The sequence below is a fragment of the Microvirga aerophila genome (assembly GCF_003332305.1).
GTDB classification, from domain to species: Bacteria; Pseudomonadota; Alphaproteobacteria; order Rhizobiales; family Beijerinckiaceae; genus Microvirga; species Microvirga aerophila.
Map to the genome: position 1 here is coordinate 1 of NZ_QOIO01000048.1, position 26,480 is coordinate 26,480.

The 26,480-nt window shown below is 58.0% G+C and carries 26 protein-coding genes and 1 tRNA gene; 13 read left to right on the forward strand and 14 right to left on the reverse strand.

The genetic code is table 11. The annotated features are described in order from the left end of the window. The first annotated feature begins 473 nt into the window (after positions 1 to 473). The 9 genes from DRB19_RS21800 to DRB19_RS21840 all read left to right on the forward strand — a co-directional run bounded on the left by DRB19_RS21800 (position 474) and on the right by DRB19_RS21840 (position 10,321). On the forward strand, positions 474 to 890 hold the full coding sequence (locus DRB19_RS21800) for a hypothetical protein (protein ID WP_114188136.1): 417 nt from the start codon (positions 474 to 476) through the stop codon (positions 888 to 890). A gap of 281 nt (positions 891 to 1,171) precedes the next feature. After that, positions 1,172 to 1,597: a hypothetical protein gene (locus tag DRB19_RS21805; RefSeq protein ID WP_114188137.1), complete on the forward strand. Its 426-nt coding sequence runs from the start codon at positions 1,172 to 1,174 to the stop codon at positions 1,595 to 1,597. Positions 1,598 to 1,599: 2 nt separating this feature from the next. Continuing rightward, complete coding sequence (locus tag DRB19_RS21810; protein WP_245439736.1) at positions 1,600 to 1,890, forward strand: helix-turn-helix transcriptional regulator; 291 nt, start codon at positions 1,600 to 1,602, stop codon at positions 1,888 to 1,890. A 1-nt stretch (position 1,891) separates the two neighbouring features. Further along, a complete protein-coding gene (locus DRB19_RS21815) occupies positions 1,892 to 3,037 on the forward strand; it encodes a tyrosine-type recombinase/integrase (RefSeq protein WP_114188138.1) in 1,146 nt (381 codons plus the stop codon). 1,815 nt (positions 3,038 to 4,852) lie between these two features. Further along, a complete protein-coding gene (locus DRB19_RS21820) occupies positions 4,853 to 5,524 on the forward strand; it encodes a recombinase family protein (RefSeq protein ID WP_114188139.1) in 672 nt (223 codons plus the stop codon). Positions 5,525 to 5,746: 222 nt separating this feature from the next. Further along, positions 5,747 to 6,781, forward strand: coding sequence for a hypothetical protein (locus DRB19_RS30095; RefSeq protein ID WP_170285037.1), 1,035 nt, complete (start codon positions 5,747 to 5,749; stop codon positions 6,779 to 6,781). A gap of 155 nt (positions 6,782 to 6,936) precedes the next feature. After that, positions 6,937 to 7,722, forward strand: coding sequence for an OmpA family protein (locus DRB19_RS21830; RefSeq protein ID WP_114188141.1), 786 nt, complete (start codon positions 6,937 to 6,939; stop codon positions 7,720 to 7,722). Continuing rightward, a complete protein-coding gene (locus tag DRB19_RS21835; protein ID WP_114188142.1) occupies positions 7,719 to 8,579 on the forward strand; it encodes an HNH endonuclease in 861 nt (286 codons plus the stop codon). The genes DRB19_RS21830 and DRB19_RS21835 overlap by 4 nt, the downstream gene beginning before the upstream one ends. A 266-nt stretch (positions 8,580 to 8,845) precedes the next feature. After that, positions 8,846 to 10,321, forward strand: a complete 1,476-nt coding sequence (locus DRB19_RS21840) for a hypothetical protein (protein ID WP_114188143.1) — start codon at positions 8,846 to 8,848, stop codon at positions 10,319 to 10,321. Between the two features lie 448 nt (positions 10,322 to 10,769). On the opposite strand, the gene DRB19_RS21845 is transcribed toward DRB19_RS21840, so the two are convergent. Then, on the reverse strand, positions 10,770 to 10,952 hold the full coding sequence (locus tag DRB19_RS21845) for a hypothetical protein (RefSeq protein WP_147021871.1): 183 nt from the start codon (positions 10,950 to 10,952) through the stop codon (positions 10,770 to 10,772). Between the two features lie 230 nt (positions 10,953 to 11,182). Between DRB19_RS21845 and DRB19_RS21850 the strand changes: the two genes are divergently transcribed. Next, the gene (locus DRB19_RS21850) at positions 11,183 to 11,926 is read left to right on the forward strand and encodes a Crp/Fnr family transcriptional regulator (RefSeq protein ID WP_114188145.1); all 744 of its coding nucleotides are present in this window, start codon (positions 11,183 to 11,185) and stop codon (positions 11,924 to 11,926) included. Positions 11,927 to 12,301: 375 nt separating this feature from the next. Here the strand turns inward: DRB19_RS21850 and DRB19_RS21855 are convergent, their stop codons facing one another. From DRB19_RS21855 to DRB19_RS21875, 4 genes are all read right to left on the reverse strand, one after another. Continuing rightward, positions 12,302 to 12,664 carry a response regulator gene (locus tag DRB19_RS21855; RefSeq protein WP_114188146.1) on the reverse strand — a complete coding sequence of 121 codons (363 nt, stop codon included), beginning with the start codon at positions 12,662 to 12,664 and terminating at the stop codon, positions 12,302 to 12,304. A gap of 329 nt (positions 12,665 to 12,993) precedes the next feature. After that, entirely contained in the window at positions 12,994 to 13,677 is a 684-nt protein-coding gene (locus DRB19_RS21860; protein WP_114188147.1) for an SOS response-associated peptidase, read from the reverse strand. A 787-nt stretch (positions 13,678 to 14,464) separates the two neighbouring features. Continuing rightward, entirely contained in the window at positions 14,465 to 15,886 is a 1,422-nt protein-coding gene (locus DRB19_RS21870) for a tyrosine-type recombinase/integrase (RefSeq protein ID WP_114188149.1), read from the reverse strand. An 82-nt stretch (positions 15,887 to 15,968) separates the two neighbouring features. Next, positions 15,969 to 16,053: transfer RNA gene (locus DRB19_RS21875), tRNA-Leu, on the reverse strand. Positions 16,054 to 16,203: 150 nt separating this feature from the next. Between DRB19_RS21875 and DRB19_RS21880 the strand changes: the two genes are divergently transcribed. Continuing rightward, positions 16,204 to 16,785 carry a YqaA family protein gene (locus DRB19_RS21880; protein ID WP_114188180.1) on the forward strand — a complete coding sequence of 194 codons (582 nt, stop codon included), beginning with the start codon at positions 16,204 to 16,206 and terminating at the stop codon, positions 16,783 to 16,785. 10 nt (positions 16,786 to 16,795) lie between these two features. Further along, entirely contained in the window at positions 16,796 to 17,341 is a 546-nt protein-coding gene (locus DRB19_RS21885) for a disulfide bond formation protein B (protein ID WP_114188150.1), read from the forward strand. Here the strand turns inward: DRB19_RS21885 and DRB19_RS21890 are convergent. Continuing rightward, positions 17,314 to 17,883: an HNH endonuclease gene (locus DRB19_RS21890; RefSeq protein ID WP_162815798.1), complete on the reverse strand. Its 570-nt coding sequence runs from the start codon at positions 17,881 to 17,883 to the stop codon at positions 17,314 to 17,316. The two genes, DRB19_RS21885 and DRB19_RS21890, sit on opposite strands and share 28 nt — an antisense overlap. 177 nt (positions 17,884 to 18,060) lie before the next feature. Here DRB19_RS21890 and DRB19_RS21895 point away from each other — a divergent pair, with 177 nt between their 5' ends. Beyond that, positions 18,061 to 18,579, forward strand: a complete 519-nt coding sequence (locus DRB19_RS21895) for a DedA family protein (protein ID WP_114188152.1) — start codon at positions 18,061 to 18,063, stop codon at positions 18,577 to 18,579. Positions 18,580 to 18,600: 21 nt separating this feature from the next. On the opposite strand, the gene DRB19_RS21900 is transcribed toward DRB19_RS21895, so the two are convergent. From DRB19_RS21900 to DRB19_RS21935, 8 genes are all read right to left on the reverse strand, one after another. Further along, on the reverse strand, positions 18,601 to 19,482 hold the full coding sequence (locus tag DRB19_RS21900; protein WP_114188153.1) for a 3-hydroxybutyryl-CoA dehydrogenase: 882 nt from the start codon (positions 19,480 to 19,482) through the stop codon (positions 18,601 to 18,603). Positions 19,483 to 19,561: 79 nt separating this feature from the next. Beyond that, positions 19,562 to 20,506 carry an electron transfer flavoprotein subunit alpha/FixB family protein gene (locus DRB19_RS21905; protein WP_114188154.1) on the reverse strand — a complete coding sequence of 315 codons (945 nt, stop codon included), beginning with the start codon at positions 20,504 to 20,506 and terminating at the stop codon, positions 19,562 to 19,564. Between the two features lie 13 nt (positions 20,507 to 20,519). Beyond that, on the reverse strand, positions 20,520 to 21,269 hold the full coding sequence (locus DRB19_RS21910) for an electron transfer flavoprotein subunit beta/FixA family protein (RefSeq protein ID WP_114188155.1): 750 nt from the start codon (positions 21,267 to 21,269) through the stop codon (positions 20,520 to 20,522). Between the two features lie 104 nt (positions 21,270 to 21,373). Further along, positions 21,374 to 22,081 (reverse strand): rhomboid family intramembrane serine protease, encoded by a 708-nt coding sequence (locus DRB19_RS21915; RefSeq protein ID WP_114188156.1) that lies wholly within the window; start codon positions 22,079 to 22,081, stop codon positions 21,374 to 21,376. Positions 22,082 to 22,091: 10 nt separating this feature from the next. Next, positions 22,092 to 22,667: a cob(I)yrinic acid a,c-diamide adenosyltransferase gene (locus DRB19_RS21920; RefSeq protein WP_114188157.1), complete on the reverse strand. Its 576-nt coding sequence runs from the start codon at positions 22,665 to 22,667 to the stop codon at positions 22,092 to 22,094. Positions 22,668 to 22,804: 137 nt separating this feature from the next. Then, positions 22,805 to 23,398, reverse strand: a complete 594-nt coding sequence (locus DRB19_RS21925) for an acyloxyacyl hydrolase (RefSeq protein WP_114188158.1) — start codon at positions 23,396 to 23,398, stop codon at positions 22,805 to 22,807. Between the two features lie 110 nt (positions 23,399 to 23,508). Next, a complete protein-coding gene (locus tag DRB19_RS21930; RefSeq protein WP_114188159.1) occupies positions 23,509 to 23,700 on the reverse strand; it encodes a twin transmembrane helix small protein in 192 nt (63 codons plus the stop codon). 74 nt (positions 23,701 to 23,774) lie between these two features. After that, on the reverse strand, positions 23,775 to 26,357 hold the full coding sequence (locus DRB19_RS21935) for a TIGR02302 family protein (RefSeq protein WP_114188160.1): 2,583 nt from the start codon (positions 26,355 to 26,357) through the stop codon (positions 23,775 to 23,777). Positions 26,358 to 26,480: the final 123 nt, after the last annotated feature.

Below are 26,480 nucleotides of genomic sequence, written 5' to 3' on the forward strand. Positions count from 1 at the left end.
CGACGGCGAGCGACCGCAGCTTGCCTTCACGGGCCAGGCGCAAATGCTCCTGCAACAGGTCGATCATGGAAGCGGCATTTTCATCGACAGGTGCGACTGAGACTGGGTGGAGCCTGGTGACCGACCCATGTTGCGTCGTGTGCGTATCGGTCATATCGCGGCACTCTCCATCATTGTTGTTGGGTTCTTGCAACCTTTTGGACAACCGAGGATGCGCACGAGACGTGAACCGAGTGTCAACTCCAGGCCAATACAGCAGAAACATCGGCTGTGTCGCACTCAGGCAACAGAAAACCGGTCGCCTTGAGCATTGCAATCGCGGGCTCATTCGCATGGCCAACCGGCGGCCGAGCGGCTCTCTGAGAACGTGAAGCGCCGGCTGACCTGCGGGAGGAGGCCGAGGGGTTGAGGGTGCGGACCCTTCCCAGTTCGCAGTCGACGTTCTACGTTCCAGGCTGGATAGGGGATGAAGAATGTCGAACCTGAAGGTCGCCGCGATCGGGCTTGTCTTCGCCGTTGCTGTCGCAAGCCCTCGCTCGGCCATGGCGCTGACCCTGCAGTGCAGGCTCGCCAGCGATCCTGTCGAAGCAGAGAACATGGGGCGGGTGAACCGGTTCGCGATCGACGAGGGCAACCAGTCCGTCGGCATGTACCTGCCTGGCCAGGAGGCTGGCTCACCTGAGTGGAGCTACCAGGAGCGCGAGGGTGATGTGTTCGACCAAAAGGGGGACGTCTTCGTTGTCAGATCGGATGTAACCGGCATCTACGGCTCCGGAATCAGGGCTGGGTTCCCGCACTCGTTTTACTTCAATTCGGTGACGAAGCTGATGACGTGGTCCTACATCTGGAAGGACAAGGTCACCCGGATGCAGTGGCAATGCCGGCCGTGAATTGCACGCCGCGGGAGCCCGGTATGTGTACGTGCGTATATAGTTACCCAGGGTAGGGAAGTCTTCGGGTTATGGAGCCGGTGGATGAGGCGCAGACCAAGGCAGAAGCGGCTTCCTGGCACGACCTTAAGGCACGTCTCCGTAGCGCCCCCGCCTTGAAGGCTGAGGTTATTCGGGTGCTGAGTAGGTCTTGATCAGCTGAGGTTTTCCACACGAGCTTATTTCCTTCATTGACGGAACATTTCAGATGGATCATAGTTCCTTCAATGAAGGAGCGTCGCATGAAAACTGCTGCCGAGATACTAACTGTGGTCCGAGCTTCCCAAAGGGACATTGAGAATTGGATTGCTCGGCTCGATCTCTCGACTGAGTTTAAGGAGACGGTTCGGGGAAGAGCACGGCTCTTCAGTAGGGAGAACGCCCTTGAACTCGCGTTCATCGCGACATTCGTCCGCGGCGGCGCGAGCCCTTCTAAGGCAGCAGTTTATGCGGCCCATTTCACCTCAGATGCTCGGCGACTCGATTGGGAGAGGACGATGCGAAGGTGGTTTATCTTCCCGTCCGGCGACTTGACCCACGGCAGGGGATCCAATGCGGTCGGTGATCTGTCCGATCTCGAAGAGGATTTGGGCACAGAAACTCTAACGACAGTCAATGTGTGGAAAATTATTAAGCGTGTGAACGCCTTATACGAATGGGCGTTTTGATCATGCGTAAGGATGGCAAGTATTCGCCCGATAACCGTTATGAGGCTAAACTTACCTCTGTCGCACATGCCCGGTTCGATATTAGGCCACGCCGGCTCCTCAGCCGGGAAGACGCTGCGTTCTATATCGGCGTCAGCCCAACGACGTTTGATCGGCTTGTTGCAGACGGACGGATGCCGAAATCATGCCAGGTTTACAGCCGCGTACTCTGGGACATCCACAAGCTCGACATCGCTGTTGATCTGATCTCCGATCCCGAGGAAGCCACCAGTGGCCGCGAGATCGAGCTCTGACATGCCCCGCAGATTGCCCAAGTACTGCACCGAAGACGTGGACCGCCACGGCAACCCAAGGATCTATTTCCGGCGCTCTGGCCAGAAGAAGATCAGGCTGAAGGGCATCCCGTTCTCTGAGCCATTCATGGAGGGGTATCGCCTCGCTTTGGAGGGTAAGCTTCAGCCGGAACAAGTAACAAGGCGCCCGAAGGCAAAGCCGGATACCGTTCGGTGGCTCGTGGAGGAATATCTCGGTTCCGCCTTCTTCCTGGACCGCTGCCCCGCACCACGAACCCGGCAGGTTCGTCGGCGTGAGTTGGAAGCGATGTGTGTTAAGGCTGGGGACGAGCCGATTACGGCCATCACCTCAAAGGTGATCCGGAAAGGTATGGACCGCAGGCGAGAGACGCCGGAGGCGGCCAACGATTTCCTGAAGGCGTTGCGTGGACTCTTCGCATTCGCTGTTCAGTATGAGCACTCCACGATCGATCCGACCATTGGCGTGAAGAAGCTTCGAAGCCGCAATCCTGAAGGCTGGCATACGTGGAGCGTGGATGAGGTGCGCCAGTACGAGACCCGGCATCCGGTCGGCACGAAGGCCCGCCTAGCGCTTGCGCTGCTGCTCTATACCGGTGCTCGACGCTCTGACGTCGTGGGGCTTGGACGGCAGCACGTGCGGGAAGGACACCTGAAATTCCGTGTCTTCAAGAACCGCCTTCGAAAGCATGTTGAAGTTGAGATCCCTGTGCTGCCTGAGCTGCAGGAGGTCATCGGCGCCACGCCTGAGAAAGGTGACCTGACGTTTATGATCTCGGATCATGGTCGAGCCTGGTCGAGCGGTGACAGCTTCGGCAATAGATTTCGCGACTGGTGCACCGAAGCTGGTCTGCCCCATTGCTCGCCACATGGCCTGCGAAAGGCCGGAGCAACGATCGCTGCGGAGAACGGCGCATCGGAGGCTCAGCTCATGGCGATCTATGGCTGGTCCGATATGAAAATGGCCTCTCACTACACCCGCAAAGCGAACCGGAAGCGGCTTGCTGGAGATGCCGCGCACCTCATGGTGCCGCGTCAAACCGAGAACGAAATTGTCCCACTTTCGAGCTCGGTAGATTCAGGTGGGACAAACAGCCCTAAAAACGTGAGGAAAAACAATGCGATCTAAAGGCTATGGTGCCCCTGGCCGGTATCTTAGGGATCATACTGGCGCTCTATAGCCTTGATATTTAAAGCATCTGAGTGCGTTTGGAAAGGCGCTGTATCACCTCCTGTATCACGCTACTTGGGTGGCGCAACTTGCTCCCCCGGGCCCCAAGATACGTTTGGGATGATGCAAAGCCACAAGACGAGAGTAGCGCGAGAGCAGCAAGGTGAACGCGGAGCATCTGGGAGAGCCCTCAGAAACGGGTGCGTATGTCTATATCCTACGGAAGGTGCCTCCAGATCACCGGACCGCACTAGCAATTCACAGGGTAAGTCGATTCAGACCCAGCCCATGGCTCAGAGTGAGCCTTACCATGCGCGTAGAAGATTCACGGGCGGTTTATGCGGTTAGTAAGTGGTGGGGGCCCCGCTAAGGAGCCGCTCAAGAGGCCGGTATGAGGTTTAGGCTGCCGACACATCATCGGGGGCTAACGGAGTCTTGCCCACTGGTGTGAAGGCTCCATAATTATTTTTGAGCCGATAAAAGGATCTGCGACCATGCGTATTGGATTCCCAATTGCAATTTGTGCGGCTCTGTTATCTTGGAAAGCCGAGGCGCAAGTAAATATTAGGCCAGAAGCGCTAGAGTATTATAACGAGTGTGTAAATTCAGCAGTACAAAACAATAGGGTAGTTCAGCGTAGAAGTAGTATAGTTTATAGTTGCCGTGGTGATTTTGCCAGACGTTATTTCAACTACCTTGTTAATCGGGGGAGCCCTGTTCAAGAGGTAACGCAGAGAAACGGCAGGTTTATTATCCGATGGCTTTCGGGTACCCAGGGAGACCAAAGTCACTGTTCGCACAAGATTGAGAACGCAGATGGGACCGCAGCATCTGATTTTGGATGCTCTATCTACGCTCCAGCCCCACCTAGCTAACAAGAGAGTAGTAGAAAATGCGTGTCGCTTTGTTATTTGCTATAGCGGCAACGCTGCTATATGGGCAAGGCATAGCTCAAGTAAATATCAGGCCAGAAGCGTTACAACACTATAACAGATGTATTAATTCGGCAATACAAAGTAACAACGTCTTGCAACGGCGCGCAGAGATAGTATACAATTGTTCTGATAAAATAGCCGAAGAATACTACAATTATCTTGCCTCGAGGGGGATTGAATCCCAAGAGAGAATAGTGAGGACCGGCAGAGTTAGATTCCGGTGGATTGCAAATCCAGATAGCAGCTATTGCTGGCATAGGATCGAGAACCCAGACGGGACCGCCACTTCTGAATTTGGGTGCGCCATCTTGCAGGCGGCTCCCCCGCCCTAAGACGCTTTGGGCATTGAGAACTCCAGCGAGTCCAAGTCTTAGCGCGAGTGTCGTTAGACCCATGCTATTGACGGGTTGGCAAGTGGCCGCTTTCTTCACATAGTAGAGCGAGGTGACCTTTCCTGTAGGCTCCTGCCGTGGTCCTAAAGACCTCGCGCCTGTCCTTTACGAACTACATTCACTACTCGCTAACGGCTAACAACACTTTCCAACCCTTTAACCCTTTTTTGAACAGGTGGGTGAGGCTGTCTGGCTTCGTTAATCAGCGAGATGGGACCCTAATTCGCCCTAAGTCTGCCCTTGCTTCTCACCCGTCTCCTCCCCAAAAGAGCGCATCGCTCTTAACGTGGGGAGTGATGGTGACGATTACCCATACAAGGATTATCGAGGCCAAAACCTCAGGACACATACCTGTCAGTTAGCTTGCAAAAGCAACTTTACAAAACACCTGAACCAACTTACAAGCTTACAAGCTTACAAGCTTACAAGCTTACAAGGTGTAGTTCATGGCTGTTTACAGTTATACGCGCGTCAGCACTCAAACCCAGGCAAATGCAGGCGAGAGCCTTGGAGCGCAGCAACGGCGCGTTGAGGGGTATGCTCAAATGATAGACCTTGCCGTGGATCGCCATTTTGTTGAGCGAGGTGTAAGCGGGTCCGTGCCAGTAGCAGATCGTCCTCAAGGAGCCGCCTTGTTGGCTCTCGTTAAATCGGGTGATACCGTCATCACCCCAAAGCTGGACCGCATGTTCAGGTCAGCGCTTGATGCTCTGGATGTTCTTCGACAGCTCAAGACTCGAGGTGTCTCGCTCCACATGATTGACCTCGGTGGTGACGTGACTGGGAATGGAATCTCGAAGTTGGTCTTCACAATCCTCTCCGCCGTAGCTGAAGCAGAACGCGATCGCATCCGTGAGCGTATCGCCGATGTAAAAAAGGATCAGAAGCAGCGCGGACGTTACTTGGGTGGCAAGACCCCGTTCGGATACGTAGTAAGTCCTGATGGAAGGCTTGTAGAGGTCCCTGAGCAGCAGCGGGCGATCCGTGAGATGGTTCACCTCAAGGAACAGGGGAAGGCGCTACGAGCCATTGCAGAGAGCATGAAGGCGCAGGGATACCGAATTAGCCATGTTGCCGTGAAGGACATTCTCAACAGAGCGCGGCTGCAATCTCGGTGAACATCAGAAGAATTCGAATCCATCAGGGTGCTTTTGGTCGCGGAGTGCACCTCAATTTTGCACACCTATGCGCGCACACGGCCCATTGAATGCATCCACAAGGATGCTACTGTGTCTCGAACAAACCAAAAACAAATCACTCGGGGCAAAATGCAGAATGCAACTACTCTGGTTGGCGCTATATGGCACCAGTACCAAGGACTTCCCATCGAGACACAGTTTATGCTTGCGATGATTGTTGGTCTAATCGCAGTATTTCAATGGAATTTTAACTCAAAGACCGTCACTTATGGCCCAACTATACTTACAACGACAGGAATTTTTGCGACATTTCTCGGCATAGCAATTGGCTTGTCACATTTCAACACAACTAACATCCAGGCAAGTGTGCCTGAGCTACTTACAGGGCTTAAAACAGCTTTCTGGGCATCAGTCCTCGGTGTTGGGGGAGCCTTAAGCCTGAAATTTCGCGACTTCTTCCTTGGAGTGCGAAAAGCGTCAGGCGATACGCCCGCACCAGACGAGATTACAGCAGCAGATCTGGCTAATCATCTCATAAGCATTCAACGAGCACTTGCCGGAAGCGAAGAAGGATCTTTGATTTCGCAACTCAAATTATCTCGTCAAGATGCCAATGACAGACTTGATGCCTTGAAAGCTGCACAGGTGGAAGCACTCGCAAAGCTTTCCGAGATGGGGTCCAAAGCTTTAGTTGAAGCGCTCCGCGATGTAATCAAGGATTTTAACGCGAAAATCAGCGAGCAATTCGGCGACAATTTCAAGGAGCTCAATACCGCAGTGGCACGTCTCCTCACATGGCAAGATCAGTACAAGGAGTATATGGAGACTACGGCTCAAAGGCTTGATGCAACCTCATCGCTTATGACAAAGGCGACCTCAGACTACTCCCATCTTGTCGAAAAATCGGGTGCTTTCACTAAGGTTGCTGAAGACCTTGGGCGGCTTCTTGCTGCCCTTGAGACAGAGAAGCAGCAGCTTATCACTGTGTCAGACCAGCTCGCTAAACTATTGCAAGCAGCGTCAGGCAGCCTTCCGGAGGTGGAAAAGAAGGTCTTGGAACTTGCAAGTCAGCTCACGAGTGCTGTCAATGAGAACCAAAAGACCCTTGGAACAGCGCTGACCGAGAATGCCACCGCGATCAGAAACTCGATCCAAGCGACCCACCAAGACCTGTCTACCGCCCATTCCGAGTACAACAGGCAGATTGCTGAACTCGTAGCGAAGACAAAGGAGTAGGTTGCAACACTTGACCTCGCACTGACTGAAGAGCTTCAGAAGGCGCTTCAGAGCCTCGGACGCCAACTCGCCGCGTTATCTGAGAAATTCGTAAGTGACTATGGGCCGCTCACTGACAAGCTCCGGCGTCTGGTTGCAGTCGCAGGACAAGTTTGATGTCCCTTTCAAAGATTCTTACTGACAATCGTTCGTCTGCCCCGAAAGAGGAACATTGGATCCCTCTCAGTGACCTGATGACCGGCTTGATGATGATGTTCATGCTGGTAGCTGTTCTCTTCATGGTCAATGTCGATGCTGAGAAGGCAAAGGTCGAGGAAAGCAATAGTAAGCTGCATGACCTAATGCGCGAGACAGAGCAGCAGGCAAATCAGGTGAAGGGGATCGCGCGCCTGTACGACGAGATGCGGGAGCATCTCTATATGGAGCTTGCAAGAGAGTTCAGCAGCGACTTGCCTCGCTGGAAGGCAGTACTGGATCGTGACCTTACAATCAGGTTTCAAGAGCCTGAGGTGCTGTTTGACGTCGGGAAAGCCGTGGTGAAACCGCAGTTTGCGCGCATTCTTGGGGACTTCTTTCCTCGCTACATCCAGATCCTGGCCAGTGACAAGTACCGAGATGGGATTGAAGAGATCCGGATTGAGGGGCACACCTCAAGTGTTTGGAATACTCAGACCCCTGGAGACATTGCGTATTTCAGGAATATGGAACTGTCTCAGAGCCGGACCAGAAGCACGCTTGAGTACGTGCTGCTTCTCCCAGTAGTGGCCGACCAAAAGCACTGGCTAACCGCCCGGCTGACGGCAAATGGCTTATCGTCCTCTCGATTGCGCATGAACACTGACGGCACAGAGAACCGAGAGGCATCCCAACGTGTCGAGTTCAGGGTGAGAACTAACGCGGAAGCTCGGCTTCGGGATATCTTGGAAGCCGCTGCGCAATGAAACTGGTCGATTTTCTCAACTTCGAGCCGCTCAATCGACTGAAGGACGAAATGGGCATTCCCAGAGATGCCTATGGATCCTTTGCCATTACCGTGGATGCAGGTCGTCTTACACTCTCCGAACTGGAGGCGCTTACTTCAGGTGATGGGATTGAGATCTCGTTCAACGAGCTAACCGTCCTTCAAGACGGCACTCTCGCCTACAAAGATAGTAGGGTGTTGTTATACATCCGAGATGTGCATGAGTACGGCAGCGCCCCACGGGAGCCAAAATACCACCTCGCAAATTGCAGCACCCTTCAAGACATGCAGTCAAAGGGACGGTTCGAGAGATACGTGATCGCCACAGAAGTCACCGGCACCTTTAAGCTAAACATCATATCAAAAAACGTGAAGCGATCTGAACGCCGTCGTCTCCACGTATGCCAGAATTGCCTCACTGATATTGGCTTTGATGGATTTAGTCGTGACGATGATCGAGAGCAACGTCGTCAATATGTGGGAGCGTTTACCCCAGATCGTTTCTTCGATGTTTACCCACGATCTCTTCATGTGAAGAAGCCGAGTCATACCGCCTTTACGGCCCCATTGAACGACTATACCCCGGATTTCCCCGAGATCAGCACTACTCTGCGTAGCCGAGCAGGCTGGAGGTGCGAGATTTGCCGAAGGGAGTTATCCGAACTCCGACTTCGGAAATACCTCCATGTTCATCATAAGGACGGCGTAAAATCGAATAACAGTCCAGCAAACCTGCAGGTGCTTTGCATGAGGTGTCACGCAGAAGCTCCAAACCATAGTCATCTCAAACAGCTACCTGCATATAAAGCCTATCTCGCAGAGCACCCTCCGCTTTGAAAGCATGTGGTATCAGTACAAAAAGACTGTTCATCGGTTAAAGCAACTTGCCGGATAGCTCCAAGCAATATATTAAGAACGCGGAACGACGGCAGCCCCGACCCCCTGATGGTCGCAATATGTAAGTCCGTCACATCCTGGGTCGCGCCTCTGATGCGCACATCAGTTCCACCCCAGACCATCTCTGGCACTCAAGCCCGTGGCGCGTGAGCGTTGCGATCATGGCGTATGGTCATCATCGTGGGCGGAACTGAAAGCAAACGATCATGGACGGCATCAGCCACTCCACAAATCAACACCTGTCGCCGACGTACTCTTGGCCCACCCACCCACGGCTCCCGGTTGATACCTTTGACCCGACAACTGCATCCGATGAGGGGCCGAGCGATAGGCCTCTCTACGCCTCTCTGGACGCCAAGCCTATTACTGATGAAGCGCGCGCCTTAGTCATTGGCATCCGCAAAGGCGTTGAATTCCATGAAGCCAAGACCGGTAGCCGCAAGAACAGACGATGTGGTCACAAACTCCAAGGGTTCGACTTTGCTTTGGGAGCATTTCTGGCGGACCTCATGCGCGCACCCAACCACGAAGCAGCGGCCGGATGGGTCTTCAGGTCCATGAAGGCAGAGACTTTCACGGATGGACCCGTTAGCCACAGAACTTTCGTGCGTATCGTGAATGCGCTCTCTGAGGTTGGACTTGTCACCAAGACTCCTGGCTATCAGCGCTGGGCGAGACTAAGCGCCCAAGAGGCCGATAACACGCATCTGGTGATTGAGGCTAAGGCAGCGTGCTTCAGGGCCTCCAGAAGGCTCTTTGAGGCCGCAAAGGCTAAAGGAATAACACCCGAGAACTTCCACCTTCATTTCATGCAGTCGCTTCCCAAGCAGCCCATCGTTCTCAAGAGCGCCTCAAGGCAGGAGCGTGGAAATAAGATCGTGGGAAAGAGCATGAGGGTCATGCGAACGCCAGAGGTCGAGCGACTTAAGGCCGATGTGAAACGCCTCAACACCTTCCTCGACGGTTTCAACCTCGACGGCGGTACACACCGCGGATATCGCCGCACATTTAATCTTGGTGACCATCCTGACTTCAAATGGAACAAGGGTGGGCGTCTTTACTCTCAAGGCGAGGATTCATATCAGCGCCTGAAGAAGAATAGGCGCCTCTTGATGACTATCGATAGTGATGCAGTAGTCGAGCTCGATATTACCGCGAGCTTCCTGACCATCATCCACGGCCTCCTTCAGCAACCTTTCGATGCCTCAACTGGAGATCCCTATTTAGTGGATGATTTGAGGCTCCTTGATCTCAACAACGGCGAGGATCTTAGGCGGTGGGTGGTGAAGTCCTGGGTAGTCGCTACGCTGGGGCACGATAAACACCATGTTCGATGGCCGAGGGAAGTGATTGCTGGCTTCATAGAACGTAGTAACCATGTCCTGAGCAAGGTTTACCCAATCACCACAGTCCGAGAGGCGATGGAGCGCAAGCATCCGATCCTGAAGGCCTGGGGCAATCTCAATCTGTCATGGGCTGATCTCATGTTTGTTGAGAGCCAAGCAATGATAGACACAATGATGGAATTGATGGATCAGCATCAGGCTCCGAGCTACAGCGTGCATGACAGTCTGATTGTTAGACAGAGGGATCTTGAGATCGCTGAGGCGTGCCTAACAAGGAACTACGAGGCTGCTTGTGGTATCAAGCCTGCGCTTAAGATAAGCTCCAGTGATGGCTGAGTCCGATAGCTGCCACTATCAATATACGGACAGTGCCTGTCTTAAGAAATCTTAAGGCTTAATAGATAATCGCAATGCTCATTAGGTAACTGCTCTATCTATGTAGGTAGTATATCTATAGATCACTGTAGTATTATACACTTACTGGTTTCATTGGTCCTTAGGAGCCCCTTAGGTTTAAGGGAAACGTTTTTGACTTTCCTCTGATCCCGAAACAGTGTGCCTTAGTGTAATACACAAAGTAGAATGTAGATTAGATTTTTCACCCTGAGCAACTAAAGATTGTCATAGGCACTCGATAACACCCACGATTATCTCTACACACATGAGTAAACACAGGGCTGCGTAGGTATGTGATGGCTTGTTAGGTAAGTTTCGGAGAGTGCAAAAGGCCGTTGCATAGGGGCTCCTTGCTGCCGCAGGAGTTGGCATGGAACCGTTGGAGGTCCTATGGGGTCACCAATGCATCCATAGGCTCGATCAGGTCATCCTCCAGCATCGCGCTGAGCTTCAACAGAGCATCATGGTGCCTCTGATCCAGGCGTAATGACTGGAGCTTCTCATTGATGAGGTTCATGAGGTTACGAGCGTCCTCCTCAGGCATGATCCAGCCGTGCAGCTTCTGCATCATCGCGTTCCCCGCGTTGAATCCTGCGAGATGTGGAGGTGGATCGTAGCGGTATCAAGAGCTTGGCTACAGGGGCAGATCCAACACCCTGAATCAACCGCGCGCTGTGGGTTTGGAATGCCTTACATTGAGCCTGATCGAGGTGTGTCCTGTTCAATCCTTGGTCATGTGATCACAGGCATCGATGACTGAGAGTTCCATTCGCTCCCGCCTGCAGAGCAAGGGAGGACGCCATGAACCCTTCTCAATATGCCGACAGGCTCATCCGGAAGCTGGAGACCCTTGCCGATCTCTCGGACGAGGAGAAGCATGCGCTGCGCGGCTTGCCCATGACGGTCAAAGCCTTTGGTGCGGATCAGGATATCGTCCGCGAGGGTGACTGTCCCATGGAGTGCTGCCTGGTCCTTACCGGCATGCTGTTCCGCTACCTGGTCCTGGATGATGGCCGACGGCAGATCATGGGCTTCTACATCCCGGGAGATATCCCGGATCTGCAGAGCCTCCACATCACGATCATGGACCACTCCGTCGGCACCTTAGTCCCTACCACGGTGGCGTTCATCCCTCACCAGAGCCTCAATGATGTCAATGCCCGCTATCCCACCGTCGCGAATGCGTTGTGGCGGGACACCATCGTCGATGCCGCGATGTTCCGCTTGTCTATGGTTGGCCTTGGCCGGAAATCGGCGCATGAGCGGATCGCCCATCTCTTGTGTGAGTTGCTGGTACGCTTCAAGGCAGTGGGTTTAGCCGATGATGAACGAACTTGTGCGTTTCCGATCACGCAGGGCGAACTGGGTGATGCGCTCGGCTTGACCACCGTCCATGTCAATCGGGTTCTCCGGGACCTGAAAAGAGACGGCTTGGTCACGCTGCGCGGGCGCTCGTTGCATGTTGACGATTGGGAACGCCTGCGAGAACTTGCCAAGTTTGACCCGACTTACCTCCACCTGGAGGGGCGAAAGGCAACAGAGTGACTTCTCGTCGTCATGGGGAGCAAGGCAGTATCATCCTCACGGAGCAGCCGGTGTGACTCGCTGCGGACTGTGATGATGAAGAGGGCTATTCGGTCTTCGCGAATGACCAGCTGGTTGCCGCCCTGGTCCGCCTGTCCCAATTGCATGAGGAGATGGCAGGTCATTGGTACCTTGAGGCGGGATTGGGTCGGCTTGAGGGGCCTCAGAAGCCAACGTTTAGAGACCTTGGTGCAGCAGAACAGTAGATCACGGAGGGTCTCACGGGAAACGGCAGCACAGTCTACATTGACAATCAGGGGTCCTGATGATGAGCAAGGGTGAATACCGCCTGATACTGGTTGGACCTGCGCGGGTGTTTGCTTCCTTGGTTGATGATTAGTGACGCACAGCGTCTATTGCTTGAGCGAAATCCTTTTGGCTGAATGGCTTCTGGAGTGTTGGGCAGTCTTTGAATTTGTCCAGCAGTCCATCTGCGCCATAACCGGTTGCAAATATGACAGGGATACCGCGTCCACGAATCACTTCAGCAATGGGGTAACTGAGTGTGCCACGCAGATTAAGGTCAAGAACCGCGACCCCAAACTCCGCCTCACGGGCAAGCGCCAATGCATCATCGAACTTGGCCGCCGGGCCTACGATCTCACCGCCACAGTCCGAGACCATGTCCTCAATCAACATGCTGATAATCGCCTCGTCCTCAACGACGAGAATACGATGCTTATGCTCTCTGTTCGGCATGATGTGACTCCAAGGCTGTCTGGCAGTGTATCCTCTGAGTCCGTATGCTTTAGACAAGGCACGACCACGTTAAGAATGTTTTGACTTCTACTGAAGGCCTTGTGGTCAGACATTAACCTATGTGTTTGAATTCAACTTTTCTCTACAGACTTTCGCTGCCGAACCCAGTGGAACAACAACTGCTCGATCCTTTACTGCTTTTTTGAAAGCACCCCAAGGGCAGCAGGATGGTATAGGGCAGCGACCCGATGGGACCCATTGAGCGAGGCTCAGAAGCAGGCCGGAGCCGGTTGGGAGCCTGAGCAATCCCAAGCCACTCGTCATCATAATCATCCTGCCACAGCCAGAGGCTCCAGCAGACCACGGTCGTTGTTCTTGGGGCTGTTCACCTGTGTAGACACCAGCCACTTGGTCATGCCCTCAGACGAATGCGCCTTCAAGAGATCGCCGGGATGCTCTTCTTCGCTCATCCAGCGCTCACGGTCCTTTGTCTCGATGATCAAGGGCATTCTGTCGTGGAGTTCCGCCAAGAACTTGTTGCTCTGAATGGTGATGACCGAGAACGTGCGGACCCATTCACCGTCAGGGTTCTTCCAACTTTCCCATAGCCCAGCAAGGGTGAACGGCTGACCGTCCTCCATGCCAATCGCGTAAGGTTGCCTCCCGGCAGGCCAACGCTTCTTCCACTCATAGAAGCCGTCAACCGGGATCAAACAGCGGCGATAACGATAGGCGGCACGGAAGACATCAGTGGTCACAACGGTCTCGGCATGGGCGTTAATGAGCTGCAACGCGATCTTTGGATCATTGGCCCCGCTTGGAATGAGACCCCACTGTAACGCGCTGAACACTGGCTGATTGGCTTCTGGATGACGGCGGATTACCAAGAAGTCCTGCCCTGGAGCGCCGTTGAAATGTGCGGGGATGTCGGGAAGGTTAACTTCCGGACAACTTAGGCCAAGTGAGGCGACGTACTCCTGAGGGCTGCGATACTGCATAACTCGTCCGCACATGCCCGTTCCTCCTCCAGGCTGTCATTCTCTGCACAACCTAACCGAACAACAACAAACCAGAGTTAACGTCTTTTTCGAAGTGGCCCGGTAATCTGGCCGATGGGCCGGTAAGCCAATGGGACTCCGGAATTCCTCTCCACCCAAGGTTAAGCGGAGGCGGAGACCGAGGCAGGCCGAGTCCCTGTGTTTCCTTCTGGATAGAGCATCAAGGCATGTCCCTTGTGTGAGAGCGCACGGCGATAGAAGCGTTTGAAGCGCATTCTCCACAGATCGCTACCATCTCGTTCCTGCTTCGGAGGAGATACAATGGCTATCATCGGTTCACGGCATGCCCTCTCGATACCGTCTCAGTTTGACGAGGACCACAGCGTTGAGAGGTCTCGCCCATCCATTGCCTTGGCGTTGGTCGGAAGTGTAGCAGTAATGAACATCCTTTCGACCGTTCTGTCGCTAATAGTCTAAAGGGCGCATAACCTATGAAGGTGCTGTTCGCCTCTGTCGCCCTCATCAGCATGGGAACTGGCGCTCTGGCCCAGAGCCATCCTCTGACGGTACAGATGTCCTGTTATGGAGCGCGAGAACTGGTTTCCGTCCACGGCGCTATCGTCCTCAATACCAGCCCCACAACTTACGACCGTTACGTAGCGGCAGGTGGACGGTGTGAATTGGGTGAGGTGACGGAACCTGCTTGGGTGCCAACGGCGGATACCCATCAGTGCCCCATCGGCTACCGCTGTGTGAGCCGTACCATCCGCTCTGGAAATTGAGGCTTTCGATCCTTGGTCACTTAGCCCAAGACCGCGTTCTCCAATTGCAATCTGAGCTGTTCCAGGCGGTAACCCTCGCCGTATCCCATTCCCACTGTGCGGGAACCCCAACCACCGATAGCGTCCTGAATGTCCTGAGGCGCATTCGCGTGGCGCAGACGGTCCCGCATGGCGTGACGGAAGGAATGGCTTGTTTTGTCTGTCTTGGTCACAGTCTGGAGCCATTTGTTGATGGTATTGGAGGCGTGCGTGGCCTTGATCGAGCCATCTGAAGCATACCTTGGAAACAGCCAGCCGTTCTTGTGACCGAGCTTTCTGCTGGCTTCCGAGGCTCTCTGAGCCGCCGATAACGCGATCCCGACCAATGGCACCTTGCGTTCGCTGGCGTCCGTCTTGAGTGTCCTGCCGAGCTTCTGATGAGGCCTTATGTGGATGTGCGGCGTTGCATGGTTCAGCACTACGTCCTCAACCCTCAGGCCCACGATCTCACCCAGCCGCGCACCTGTGTCCGCCTGAAGGGCAATGATGTGACGGATATCGTCATCGTGTTCCTGACAGGCCTTACCGATGGTCCAAAGCTCCTCGGCGGTGAACGGCTCTCGGCTTTCAGCGTCGTGGTCCTCGTTCACGATGCGAAGCTTCTCAAACGGATTCTTCACTGAACCGAGGTCAAACTCTATCAGGCCCACGTTGAGAACAGCCTTGATCCGGTTGATCTCCCGCCTCACTGTCCCGGTCTTGCCGCCCCTGGCAACGAGATGCTCCCGAACCGCGTTGGCATGCTCCCGCCGGTACACGTTCAGAGGGAAGTCACCCACCGCTGCGATGACATGCTGAATAGCGCGCCGGGTATCCTTGGCGAACTTCCCCTGTTCACCCTTGTCATGGTTCTTGAGATAGACCTCCAAAGCATCGGTCAGGAGGACACGGTGCTTCTTCGGGTCGTCCATCACAAGGCGGACGGCTTCCTTCTCTACGGGGGTGTAGAACGACTCGGGTGGGAACATGGAGCCGAAGTTCTCATCGTTCCGTGCCCTCTGATAGTCACTGTATCGAGAACCAAAATAGTCGTCGAGAACGTCCACAATGTTCCCGTAGGCGATCTGGTCGGCACGAAAGCCATCGCCCGCAGCCAGACCGAGCTTCTCGATGAGCGCTTCAGCGCCCTCCCGCGCCTGAATGGTAGTCAGACCCAATCTCTGGCCTTCAGAGGATCTCAGGGATGCCCAAAGCGCATCATCCTTGGCCGCAAGTGCCGCAATCTTCTGCGCCGCTACCTGGGGCTGGTTTGTTTGCAGGCTGACCCTGCGATGAAGCTTCCCGCCGTAATGGCCCCGCAGATCTTCAGGGATTCGTCTGTAATAGAAATACACTCCCTTCTTCAGGAGCGAGTAGCGGACTGTCACGGCAAAAAACCCTGTATCGAGCAAACAAAAACCCACGGCGTATCACCTCGTGTATCACCACGAGCGCCGTGCAATCGGCCCTAAGACACTGGGAATAATGGCGAAACCAAGATGAACTTGGTGCCCCTGGCCGGGATCGAACCAGCACTCCTTGCGGAACTCGATTTTGAGTCGAGCGCGTCTACCAATTCCGCCACAGGGGCAAGGAATTGCCGAGTAGCATGCACGGGGAAGCGCGGTCAATCACGGAAGTGCGTAGGCACGCCGCATCCTGGCCTCTCGCCAGCGGCCTCGGCTTGTGCTCAAAGGGGCTGGGCCGAATGGCCTGGACCTCTCAACGCCTTCGGTATTTCATGCTCAGACGCCTCTATGACTGGACCCTTTCGCTCGCGGCCAAGCCTTCGGCTCCCTATGCGCTGGCCGCCGTGTCCTTTGCGGAGAGCTCCTTCTTCCCCATCCCGCCCGATGTGATGCTGGTGCCGATGATGCTGGCCCGGCCCGATCGGGCCTGGTTCTACGCCCTCGTCTGCACGGCCGCGTCCGTCGTCGGAGGGGTGCTCGGCTACATGATCGGCCTGCTGCTCTACGATTCCATCGGCGCGTGGCTGTTCCAGCTTTACGGGCTGACCGAGGGAGCAGAGTCGTTCCGGCATGCTTACGCGGAATACGGCCACTGGGTCATCCTGCTCAAGGGCCTTACGCCAATCCCCTACAAGCTGGTCACCATCACGTCCGGCTTTGCAGGCTACAGCCTGTTCTGGTTCGTGGTGCTGTCCATCGTCACCCGGGGAGCCCGGTTCTTTTTCATCGCCTTGCTGATGACCCGATACGGGCCCACCATCAAGGGCTTCATCGATCGCCACTTCAATGCCGTCGCGGCCGGTGCTGTCACGGCGATCATCGGCGGCTTCGTGGCCTTCCGTTATCTTTTCTAAGGAGACGGCGATGAGAGTGGGACTGACGGCCCGTCACGCGGCGCTCACCATCGCGCTCGCAGCCGCCGCGACCATCGGCGGAGCGCTCGTCTTCGAGCATGCCTGGGGCTATCAGCCCTGCAAGCTCTGCCTCATTCAGCGGAACCCTTACTACATCGCCATCCCGCTTGCCCTCGTGACCGCCTTGATGCCGGCGCGCTGGACGCGGGCGGCCTTATGGCTTCTGGCACTGGTCTTTGTGGCCAGCGCAGGCCTGGGAGCCTACCATTCCGGCGTCGAATGGGGGTTCTGGCCTGGACCGAGCGATTGCGGTGGCGGGACGGCCTCGAGCGCCGGAAACGTTGGCGACTTCCTCAATCAGCTTCAGTCCACCCGGGTGGTCAGCTGCACGGAGGCTGCCTGGCGCTTCCTCGGCCTGTCGCTGGCCGGTTGGAACGTGCTGATCTCATTAGATCTGGCGCTCTTTGCCGTCTGGGCAGCCCGTAGATCCGCAGGCGTCAGGGCGGCAGCGTTGGCGCCGAAGGCGTCTTACGGCTCCAGCTCGCTGTCCCAGTAGAGATAGTCCATCCAGCTGTCGTGCAGGTAGTTGGGCGGGAAGAGGCGGCCGTTGGAATGCAGGTCGTGGAGCGTGGGGGCGAACGGGCTCTGCTTCGGCCACATGGCCACGTCCCGGGGAAGGTGGTCGGCTTTCCTGAGGTTGCAGGGCGCGCAGGCGGCAACCACGTTTTCCCAGGTCGTCTGCCCGCCCTTGGAGCGGGGAATGACGTGATCGAAGGTCAGGTCCTCGCGATTGCCACAATACTGGCAGGTGAAGCGATCGCGCAGGAAGACGTTGAAGCGGGTGAAGGCCGGGTGTCTCGAAGGCTTGACGTAGGTCTTGAGTGAAATCACCGAGGGGAGGCGGATTTCGAAGGTCGGACTTCGTACGACCTTATCGTATTCGGACACGATATTGACCCGGTCGAGGAAAACCGCCTTGATCGCATCCTGCCAGCACCAGATGGACAAGGGATAATAACTCAAAGGCCGGAAGTCGGCATTGAGGACGAGGGCCGGGCAGGCCTCCGGTCGCACAACAGGCTGGACGTGTATCGTCACCTCACCTCCTCAAGCAGAGAAGATCATACCCCGTTGTCATTAAACTAGGTCAGCGTGACGTTGTTGTGAAGCGCCGCGCGTCCGACGTCTATGCCGCACCCACAGGAAAACGCGGATGTATGGCGAGGGTATGGCTGATATGAGTGAATACCCTCCCTGCGTGTCCCTGGCAGCCCGATGAGCATCCTCCAAGACGCCCTAGCCTGGATCGAGCCCGCCGTTGCCGCCTACGGCGCCTTTGCGCTTTTCCTCATCATTTACCTCGAATCTTTCGGGGTCCCGTTGCCGGGGGAAAGCTCCCTCATCGCCGCCGCGCTCCTGGCGTCCCGGGGGGATCTGGCCATCGGGCACGTGTTCCTGGCCGCCTGGCTCGGGGGCGTGCTGGGCGACAGCACAGGCTATCTCATCGGCCGGTTCGGCGGGCGGCGGCTGCTGCAAAGGTTCGGGTCCTGGGTGAAGCTCACCCCGGAGCGCCTCGCCCGGCTGGAGGAGATGGCCCGCAGGCGGGGCTTCCTCATGGTGCTGACGGCCCGGTTCATCGTCGTGCTGCGGCAGCTCAACGGCCTGGTGGCGGGTTCCATCGGGATGCCGTGGACCCACTTCGTTGTGGCCAACATTTTGGGCGCAGCCCTCTGGGCGGGGCTATGGACCCTCGGGCCCTACTTCTTCACGGATGTGTTTCACCGCTGGCTTTAGGGCCGGACGCGGGGACATTCCTCAGCGGGTCGGAACGGGCTTTTCGCCGCGATAGTCATAGAAGCCGCGCTTTGCCTTTCGCCCAAGCCAGCCGGCCTCAACGTATTTCACCAGCAGCGGGCAGGGGCGGTACTTGGAATCGGCCAAGCCTTCGTGGAGCACCTGCATGATCGACAAGCAGGTGTCGAGGCCAATGAAATCCGCGAGCTGGAGCGGGCCCATGGGATGGTTCGCGCCCAGGCGCATGGCCGTGTCGATGGCGTCGACGGAGCCCACGCCCTCATAGAGCGTATAGATCGCCTCGTTGATCATCGGCAGCAGGATGCGGTTGACGATGAAGGCCGGAAAATCCTCCGCGACCGTCACGGTCTTGCCGAGCTTGCCGATGAACTCCTTGGCCGATTCGTAGGTCGGGTCTTCCGTTGCGATGCCGCGGATCAGCTCCACGAGCTGCATCACGGGCACCGGGTTCATGAAGTGAATCCCGATGAAGCGCTCCGGCCTGTCCGTCGAGGCGGCCAGGCGCGTGATGGAGATGGAGGAGGTGTTCGTGGCGATCATCGCATCCGGGCGAAGAGACGGGCACAGATTGGTGAAGATCTTGCGCTTGACCTCTTCATTCTCGGTCGCAGCCTCGATCACGAGGTCACAGGCTCCGAGGTCGTCATAGGTGACGGCAGGCTGGATCCGGGAAAGTGCGGCCTGGCGGGCGCTGTCGGTGATGGCCTCCTTGGCGACTTGGCGCGCCATGTTGCCGGTGATGGTGGCCAGCCCTGTGTTGATCCGCTCTTCGGACACATCGTGAAGGCGAACATCGAGACCCGCAAGGGAGCACACATGGGCGATGCCGCTGCCCATCTGACCGGCTCCGATCACGCCAATGGTTTTAATCTCGATGCTCATCTTGCCTGCCGCCTCGGACGTCGTACCCGCAAAAAATTCCCGGGCGGGAAACCCGCCCGGACAGTTGTTATTCCTGACCTTATTGACCGGCTTTGGTCAACTCCTCCTCTAGTTGGGGGAGGATGGTGAAGAGGTCGCCGACGAGGCCGTAATCCGCAACCTGGAAGATGGGGGCTTCCTCGTCCTTGTTGATCGCAACGATCACCTTGGAGTCCTTTATACCGGCCAGATGCTGAATGGCCCCTGAAATGCCCACTGCGATGTACAGATCCGGCGCCACCACCTTGCCGGTCTGGCCGACCTGCCAGTCGTTGGGCGCATAGCCCGCATCGACTGCGGCACGGCTCGCGCCCATGGCGGCGCCGAGCCTGTCGGCGATCGGCTCCAGGTACTTGGTGAAGTTCTCGGACGAGCCGAGCGAGCGTCCTCCCGAGATAATGATGCGCGCCGAGGTCAGCTCGGGCCGGTCGCTTTGGGCGATCTCCTCGCCCTTGAAGCTCGACACTCCCGGATCCTCGGTTGCGGTCACCGTCTCGATGGAGGCTGATCCGCCTTCGCCGGCCGGCTGGAACGCGGCGGTGCGAACGGTGATCACTTTCTTGGCGTCGGTGGCCTGCACGGTCTGGATCGCGTTGCCGGCATAGATCGGCCGCTCGAAGGTGTCGGGTCCGACGACCTTGATGATGTCGGACACCTGCATCACGTCGAGAAGCGCGGCCACGCGGGGCATCACGTTCTTGCCCGTGGTGGTCGCGGGCGCAACGAGCGCGTCATAGGAACCGGCCAGCGATACGATGAGCGAAGCGGTCGGCTCGGCGAGCTGGTGCTCGTAGGCCGGTGCATCGGCGAGCAGCACCTTCTCGACGCCGTCGAGCTTCGAGGCGGCCTCGGCGGCCGCGCGGGCGTTCGATCCAACGACCAGCACATGAACGGGCGCGCCCAGCGCCGCGGCGGCGGAGAGGGCCTTGTGGGTGGCATCCTTCAGGTGAGCATTGTCGTGCTCGGCGATCAGCAACGTGGTCATTGTTCCGTCTCCCTTACAGCACGCCTGCTTCGACTTTGAGCTTCTGGACCAGTTCGGCCACGGAAGCCACCTTCACGCCGGCCTTGCGGCCGCCGGGCTCGACGGTCTTCACCACCTTGAGGCGCGGCGCGATATCGACGCCGAGCGTTTCCGGCGAAGTTTCGTCGAGGGGCTTCTTCTTGGCCTTCATGATGTTGGGCAGGGATGCGTAGCGCGGCTCGTTGAGGCGCAGGTCCGTGGTGACGATAGCCGGCAGTTTCAGGCCCACCGTCTGCAACCCGCCATCGACCTCCCGGGTCACGTCGATGGTGCCTTCGCCCGGTGCGACCTTGAACGCGAAGGTGCCCTGCGGCCAGCCGAGGAGCGCCGCCAGCATCTGGCCGGTCTGGTTGGAATCGTCGTCGATGGCCTGCTTGCCCATGATCACTAGATCGGGCTTTTCCTGCTCGATCACTTTTGCCAGGATCTTGGCGACGCCCAGCGGTTCGACGGTGGCGTCTGTCTTCACCAGGATGCCGCGATCAGCTCCCATGGCGAGGGCGGTGCGGATGGTCTCGCCCGCCTGCTGCGGGCCGATGGAGACCGCGACGATCTCGGTGGCCTTGCCCTGTTCCTTGAGGCGAACCGCTTCCTCGACGGCGATCTCGTCGAATGGGTTCATGGACATCTTGACGTTGGCGAGTTCCACGCCTGAGCCGTCGCTCTTCACCCGGATTTTCACGTTGTAGTCGACGACGCGCTTCACGCACACCAGAAGCTTCATAATGTCTGTCCTCGTTGAAGGTCAGATCCGGGCCGGCTTGCGGCCGGCTCCCCGGATGGAGAGGAAAAGGAATGGAGCGGACCGTAGCGGCAGGCTCCTGATTGTCAACGCGGAGCCTGAAGTTCCTGCGCTTGGGCGCGCGCAAGGACCGGGTCGTAGCGGTGACGCATCAGAGGCGTGAGAATAGCGCCCACGACGAATCCGCCCAGATGCGCAAACCAGCCGACGCCGTCGTCAGCGCCGAAAAAGGCCGAGATGAATTGCAGAACGAACCAGAAGCCGATGGCCCAGTAGGCCGGAAGACGCAGCGGAATGCCTTTCAGGAACAGCCCCCAGATGCGCACCCGTGGATATAAGATGAGATAAGCCGCCACCACGCCCGAAACGCCGCCTGAGGCTCCGATCAGCGGTCGATGGGAAGCCGGGTCTATGAAGGCATGCGTCAGGCTCGCCGCAGCTCCGCATATGAGGAAGAACGCGAGAAACCGCAGATGCCCCATGGCGTCCTCCACGTTGTCCCCGAAGACCCAGAGGAACAGCATGTTCCCCAGAAGGTGCAGGAGGGATCCGTGGAGGAAGATGTTTGTCACCAGGGTCAGCGGCTCGGACACGAACGGGAAGCCCTCGGGGAGGATTTCGGTGCCGAACAGAACCGACGGGATCAGGCCGAAGCCCGCCACCATGGCGTCCGGGCCCGGTGGGCCGAAGAAGGTGACCAAATAGACGACGACGCAGGAGATCAGCACGGTTCTGGTGACGTAGGGAGTCTTCATGTTCTTCAGGGGCACGCCGTCATGAAGCGGCAGGAACATGATCCGGTCCTCAGCGATTCTGCCCAGGAACCCAAAGTACGTCGAGGGCGCCCCGGTCATTGATGTAGCGTGACGCGACGAAAAGAAAATCGGAAAGCCGGTTCAGATATTTCACGGTCTCGGCCGAGACCTTTTCGTCCGGGCGGCTTGCAAGTTCGACCACGTGCCGCTCGGCGCGGCGGCAGACCGTTCTGGCAAGGTGAAGGGCAGCCGCGGCGGCGGTTCCTCCCGGTAGAACGAAGGACCGCAGGGGCGCCAGATGCCCGTTCAGCTGGTCGATTTCCTGCTCGAGCCGGTCGACCTGTCCTTGGGTGATGCGCAAGGGCGCATAGGGAAGGGGCTTGCCTGTCTCGACCGTCGCCAGATCCGACCCGAGATCGAACAGATCGTTCTGGATGCGGGCCAGCATCGGGTCGATCTCATGCTCCGCCGTATGGAGCCGGACCAGGCCCAAGCACGCATTCGTCTCGTCGACCGTGCCGAAGGCTTCGATGCGAAGATCGTATTTCGGCCGGCGTCCGCCTGCCGCCAGCGCGGTCGTCCCCTGGTCGCCTGTGCGGGTATAGATGCGATTGAGAACAACCATGGGAGGCCTTGAAAAGGTTGGTTTCGCTTAGCGCAGCGTGCGGAAAAGCGAGTCTTGTTTCACCAGAACGATGCGCTGCTTAGAGAGTAGGAGCACCGAATGAGCCCGAGAAGTGGAAGCCACTTCAAGTCCGGTGCTTAGAACGAATACCCGACCCTTGCGCCAACGTTGGTCAGCCCCCGATTATCAGAGCAGGCGCCGGCGTTCGACAGGTGTTCGACCGTGGCCATCACGCTCCAGTTCGCCGAGAGGCGAACGCCCACCGAACCGGATTCCCTGAACAGCGGCGAGCAGCCGAGCGCCTGATGGCGATCAAGGGTGCTCACCGGATGATCCTTGCCATTGTGGATCGCGCCGCCAAGGCTTCCTTCGACGAACAGGTTGGGGGTGATGTCGACCGTCCACGACAGGCCCGCATAGGCAAAGCTGGTCATGCCGTCGAGGTTCGCGCTGCCGCCGATATGCGGCCGCGGAATGAAATAGCTGGTGAAGAGGTCGGAGGCCGTGAACGGCTTCGCAAAAAGAATCTCGCCCGTCAGATTGGCGGATCCGTTCCGGCCTTCAGGACCCCAGGGGTCTTGTGCCGCGAAGCCGAAGCGAAATTCCGACAGGAAACTCGGTTGAGCCGAAACGGTCGCGCCGGGCTGGCGCTTGAGGTCCGAACCCAGGGAGCCCGTGGCTCCCATGGAGACGACCAAAAGGCTGAGGCCCAAAACCGTGCCGAGGCGCATCGAAGCTTCCACTACTCAAATAAGAATCATGCCGTAGGGTGACGATACCCAGATATGGCTAACGAGGTCTTATAAAGAACGATGGCTGAAACGTGTCAATAAGGAGCAAGTCAGACGGCTCTCCACCAGATCACGCCCATGATCAGGATAATGGCCAGAAATTGCAGCAGAACACGCAGGCGCATGAGCTGTTGGGATCGGCTCGGAGAACCGCCCCGGAGCATGTTGAAGAGGCCCAGGAGTAGCACAAAAGCCACAGCGACAAGCGCCACGGGCACAAGGAGATCGGCAAAACTGGTCATGGTGATTCCATAGAAGATTCGGGCGGACGGTGGCCCGAACCTTCAGGCGAGGCAAGGGGCGGTTGGGTTCGGCCTCAGTTTCTTCGCAGCAGCCGGTCGAAATAATCGAGCTCTTCCTGAGGCCGGGTCGGATCGCCGAGCTTCCGCCGCAGTTCCTCCAGAATCCGCCGCGCCCGTTCGGCTGCGGATTCGCCTGCCTCCGGCACGTGGACGCGGCCGTCCGAGATATCGCGATCCCTTCTGGGGCGGCCAAGGGGATCGGTGTCGCGCTGTGAGGCTTGGCCTCGACCCTGGGGATCGCCCTGGCCGGGCTGGTCTCCTGCCTGCTCGTTGCCCTGGCCCTGCTGCATCTGCTGCATTTGCTGGGCCATACCCTGCATGCCGCGGCGAAGGCCCTCGAGCGCCCTTCCTTGAGCGTCGACGGCGGGGCCGTCCTGTCCCTGGCCAAGGGCGCCCTCGGCTTCGCGCATGGCCTGTTCGGCGTCGCCGAGGCCCTGCTCGCCCTGCATTCCCATACCCTGCATCCGCCGCTGCAACTCCTCCAGGCGTTCCCTGAGCGCTTGCTGCTGCTGGTCGAGGCCTAGGGGATCCTGGTCCTGCCCGCCCTGTCCATTCTCGGCCTGTTCCTGGCCCTCGCCCTGTTCGCCCTGCTGACCCTGTTGGCCTCTCTGGCGCTGGCCCTGCCTTTGGCCTTGGCGGTTGCGGTCGCCCTGCTGCATGCGCCGGTTCTGTCCCTGCCGGAAGGTGTCGTCCCGCAGGTTTTGTTGCTCGCGCGCCATGTCTTCCAGGTCCCGCATGGCCTGATTCATCTCTCGTCCGAGCGGGTCGGTCATGCGGCTGTTCGGCTGGGTGGTCTGGAGGTTTTCGAGGATATTACGCAACTCGTCGAGAAGGCGCTGGGCCTCGGCCATGTCGCCGCGGCGCATGGCGTCCTCCATCTGCTGGAGCATCCGGTTGAGATCGTCCTGCGAGATCACCCGATCAGGCGAGCGCTGGTTCTGGTCTTGGGATTGCTGCTGGTTCTGCTGCATGCGCTGGGCGAACTCGCGCAAGAACTTGTCCATCGCCTGACGCAGCTCGTCGGTCAGCTTTTTGATTTCCTCGTTCGGCGCTCCCCGATCCATCGCCTCCTTGAGGCGGTCCTGGGCCGCGCGCAGCTCGCGTTCGGCATCCGACAGGTTTCCGTCCTCGATCTGGAGCGCCATGTTCCAAAGCCAGTCGGCCACGTCGAGAAGATCCTGGTCGCTGCGGGCGCTGCGCAGCCGGTCGGAGCCCATCCGCAATCCCATGAACACGCCCCATTGCGGCGTGAAGGTTTCAGGAGCGATGAGCAGGGCGTCGAGAGCCGTCTGCACGCGCTTCCTGTCATCAGGGGCCAGCACGATGTTGCGCCGCTGCTCCACCAGCGCTTTCGCCAGCGGGTTGGTGAACGGGCGCTGAGGCAATGTGAAGGATACGGCTTCGCTCAGACCCTCCTGATTGGCTTCGTCCTTCGCCCGAAGCTTGATCGTGACCCGTGCACCGGCCCAGGGGTGGTTGGTGAGATCGACCGGCGAGCGGGTGTCCGGCGCATTCTCGGCGACGTTGGGGGCCGGGAGATTAATCTGGGGGGGCGCCACCAGGGATCGTCCCGCGCCGCCCTCGGCTTTCTCGACCAAGCCTTCAGCCGATGAAATCCCGTAATCGTCCTTGCCTTTGTAGGCGAGCGTGAAGGTACCTCGCGCATTCACCTCGGGCGGAGCCGCGAAGGCGATCTCGGGAGGCGCATCCGGAACGGCCTCGATGAGGAGCTTCACCTTCTGGGCGAAGCCGGTGCGGACAGCGAGTTCGCTGCTTCCCTCCAGGGTGAAGCGCTCCTCACGCAGGTCCGTACGCTGGTTGCCCCTGGCGGCCAGAGGGGTAAGGCCCTGACCGGGCGTGACCTCGGCCGTGCCTTCGCCAGCGATCCGGATGACCACCGTCGAATGGATGGGGGCTCGCAGACGCTGGTCCCGCGCCAGATCGATCATGAGGGGCGGCATGCGGGTGTAGAGCGGCGGATCGACCCAGCCATCGATACGGAATGCCGGAGCGGAGGCGTCGATCTGCCTCCAGTCGAAGGCCGCCGTCAGGCGCGAGCCGAGTTCGGGCCCGGCCACGAAGGCGCTGCCCACGAGGGCCAGCAGACCGGCGGCGCGCAGGGCATAGCGGTCATGCCTCGGCATGTCGGGACGCGGCAGGGCTACCCGCATGCGCCCGACGGCCTCCTCGGCGCGCCTGCGATGCAGGGCCCACAAGGCGCGGGTGCCGAGATCGGCGGAGCCGAGCGCGAGACTGTCGTCGAGCACCCGGGCGGGGCCGTGCTTCAAGCCCGTGTCCCGGTCGAGGCGGTCCAGGGCCTTGGCGCGGTTCGGCATCTGGATTCGCAGGAGCGGCCAGAGGGACGCCAGGAAGGCGAGCGCAAAGAAGCCGAGGCCGATCATCCGCCAAAGGGGTGGCGCATCGAGCCAGAGGCCGAACCAGGACAGGGTGAGGAAGAGAAGGACGATGGAAACCGGCAGCCAGACGCGCGGCCAAGCTTGCTCCCATAGGAGGGACCACCGGGCGCGCCCGACGAGACGCCCGAACCGCTTGTCCAATGGAGTCTGCGGGGGCAACGGATTCGGGCCTTCGCTCATGCCATGATCTCCGCCATGCGGTCTCTTTCGCCAGTGCCCCGTGGAAAAGCTAGCACGGCATCGAGGGATGACCAGCGGTCAAATAGGCACAGACCTTGAGCCGGGCGAATTAATGCACTCGGC